The sequence below is a fragment of the Candidatus Obscuribacterales bacterium genome (genome assembly GCA_036703605.1).
Classification (GTDB): Bacteria; Cyanobacteriota; Cyanobacteriia; order RECH01; family RECH01; genus RECH01.
The window spans coordinates 1-3171 of sequence record DATNRH010001048.1 but is presented as its reverse complement, the minus strand read 5'-3'; the positions used below and the strand labels follow the sequence as shown (position 1 = coordinate 3171).

General features: G+C 56.9%; 3 protein-coding genes. All 3 read right to left on the bottom strand.

The window, feature by feature from the left end; all coding sequences use genetic code 11:
* Positions 1-180: 180 nt before the first annotated feature.
* Complete coding sequence (locus V6D20_21345) at positions 181-1176, bottom strand: zinc-dependent alcohol dehydrogenase family protein (protein ID HEY9818327.1); 996 nt, start codon at positions 1174-1176, stop codon at positions 181-183.
* Between the two features lie 9 nt (positions 1177-1185).
* Entirely contained in the window at positions 1186-2580 is a 1395-nt protein-coding gene (gene argH, locus V6D20_21340; GenBank protein HEY9818326.1) for an argininosuccinate lyase, read from the bottom strand.
* Between the two features lie 331 nt (positions 2581-2911).
* Positions 2912-3171 (bottom strand): hypothetical protein (locus V6D20_21335; GenBank protein ID HEY9818325.1); only part of this gene is annotated, 260 nt, incomplete at its 5' end.

Below are 3171 nucleotides of genomic sequence, written 5' to 3'. Positions count from 1 at the left end.
GGCTCACTCAATAATGAATAACAAACATGCCCATATCCCAAAAGGAATGGGGACTACGGGCCTAATTGTCTCCAAACCCTACCAAATCTTGCACCCTTTCGGGAGTTCTTGTCGAACGGATTGACTAGGGTTAGAGGGTCTTAAGACCGGACGGAACCGAGGCACTCCCTGGATCTAGCTCTAAATGGTGAGGGCAAGTTTACCTTGGGTTGATCCTTGTTCAATCAAGGCGTGGGCTTGGCTGGCTTCGGCGAGGGGAAAGGTTTGGCTGAGGTGAATCTTCAGCGATCCCTGATCGATTAACCGCGCACATGTCCGCAGAATCATCGCCTGATCTTGGAGGGCAACTGTGAGGTTTTTCAGCATGGGCGTGAGCATCAACTCGTAGCTGACTCGCAGGTTGCGATCGCGGGCAGTTTTCCAATCAGCATCGGCGGCGGGGGGCAGCAGGGTAACCACATCGCCATAAACAGCCGTGGCGGCAAAGCATTGGGATAGGCTCCTGCCGCCTAGGGTGTCAAAGCTGGTGTCTACCCCTTCGCCCGCCGTCCAGTCCAGCACCGCTTGCACCACATCGGTTTGGGGATAGAGAATCGGCAACTCTGCTCCGAGCTGGCGGACGAAGTCTGCCTTGTCCGGGGTGCTGACGGTGGTGCAAACCTTGGCTCCCTGGAGGTGAGCTAATTGGATCGCCACATGGCCCACGCCCCCCGCGCCTGCCTGCACCAGCACCGATCGCCCCGCCTCTAGCCGCGCCCGATCGTACAAGGCCTCCCAGGCCGTAATCAGCACCAGGGGAGCAGCGGCGGCTTCTGCAAAGCTCAGGGTTTTGGGTTTGGGAGCCAGGTAGCGCTCGTCTACGACTGTGTAGTCAGCATAGGTGCCCGGCGCGCTGCCCAAGCCACCGGCGCAGAAGTACACCTCATCGCCCACGGAGAGCGATCGCACCTCCGCACCCACCGCTTCCACCACCCCCGCGCCATCACAACCTAGGATGGCCGGCATTTGGTCGGGATAAAAGGTGCCCCGTTGCCGGAGTTTGGTGTCGATGGGATTGATCCCCGCTGCCCGTAGGCGTACTAAAACATCCGTAGGCTGGCTGAGGGTTGGCATGGGTACGTCACTGAGGCTTAGCACCTCGGGGCCGCCCGCCGCTGTCATCAGGACTGCTTTCACGATCGCCTCCTAGACTTCACTTAACCGTTGCCGTGCTTGCTGGAGCGCCTGGCGCACCTGCTCAAAGCCTGTCCCGCCGTAGCTATTGCGGGCGGATACCACCTGCTGGGGAGCGATCGCCCCGTAGATGTCCTCCTCGAAGGACGGATGCAGCGCCTGCCATTCTTCTAGGGTGAGATCCTTGAGCAATTTACCCGCCGCCAGAGAGGTTTTCACCACCTTGCCCACCAGGTTATAGGCTTCCCGGAAGGGGACGCCCCTGGTGGCCAAATAGTCGGCTACGTCCGTGGCATTGGAAAAGTCTTCCGCTACGGCGCTGTTGAGGCGGGCAGTGCGAAACTCTAGACCCTCCGCCATCAGAATCGTCATGGCTTCTAAGCAGCCCTGCACAGTTTTCACCGCATCAAACAGGGCCTCTTTGTCCTCTTGCAAGTCTTTGTTGTAGGCCAAGGGTAGACCTTTCATTAACGTGAGCAGCGCCTGCAGATGGCCAAACACCCGCCCCGTCTTACCGCGCACCAGCTCTGGAACGTCGGGATTTTTCTTCTGGGGCATAATGCTCGATCCGGTGGAGCAGTTGTCTTTGAGGGTGACAAAGCCAAATTCTTCCGATGCCCAGAGAATTATTTCTTCGGACAGGCGGGATAGGTGAACCATAATCACGCTGGCGGCCGCTAGGAATTCGATGGCAAAGTCGCGATCGCTCACGCCATCCAGACTGTTGCTATAAACGTCATCAAAGCCCAACAGCTTAGCAGTGTAGTGGCGATCGATGGGAAAGGTTGTTCCCGCCAGTGCGCCGCTCCCCAAGGGCGAAATATTCACCCGCCGATAGACATCCCCCAACCGCTCCCAGTCGCGCTGGGTCATGGCGACATAGGCCAGCAGGTGGTGGGCTAAGCTGAGGGGTTGGGCCCGCTGCAAGTGCGTATAGCCGGGGATCAGGGTTTCCACATGCTGATCGGCCAAGTCGAGCATCACCGTTTGAAACTGGCGCAGTTGGCTGCGGATCTGCTCAATCTGCGATCGCAGGTAGAGGCGGGTATCGGTGCCCACCTGATCATTGCGGGAACGGGCGGTATGGAGCTTTTTGCCCACATCCCCCACCAGTTCCGTCAGCCGTCGTTCTACCGCAAAATGCACATCCTCAGCATCAATGCCAGGGGTGAACTGCCCTTGGCGATACTCCTGCCGCACCTGCTCTAAACCCTTGACCAGTCGCTCGCCTTCCTCAGCAGAAATGATGCCGGTGTGGGCCAGCATTTGGGCATGGGCCTGGGAACCCGTGATGTCATATTCAATCAGTTCAATATCAAAGAAGATACTGGCATTAAACTGGGCGATCGCCGGATGCAGGGCAGATTCAAACCGTTGACTCCAGGTTTGGGAAGAAGATTGGGTCACCAAATGTTTTACCTTGAAAAGCCGCTAGGGGAATAATACCAACTCCCTACGGTCTAGCTATAGGCTTTTTCGATAGTATGAGGTTCTCAAGACAAGTTGACTCCTCACCGAGCTGAAGCCACGGTGATTTCCAGACCTCACGACTTAGGTTTCTGCTTCGTAGCACCTGCCGCCACTCCCTGGAAGGGTTATGGTCTTACGGTCGCTCCACAGACGATTCCCGTTAGGTCAGCGATTCTTACGGGTCGAATCTTAGATGTCTGTTGGGGTGACCAGGGTCGTGTAGATAGGCCTGACCCTGGTGGTGAGATTTGTGGATATACCCGCGCCCTTAGCCGTAGGAGGTGAGGCTGCGAATGAGATAGCCAAAAACGATACCGGCAAGAAATGCCCAGGCCTGACCTGATTCAAAGAAGTTGCTAAATAGCTCTCGGAAGCCCCGGAAGGGATCGGTATCAAGCTGTTGCGCCAGAATGCTCCAATCCTGTAGCCCATCGAGCGGCAGTTGCGTTAGGTGCCACGTATCGCTCAAGAGGCTGAGGTGCATGGACCAAGTGCCAAAGTTAGACGCTACGTCAAACAAAATCATGG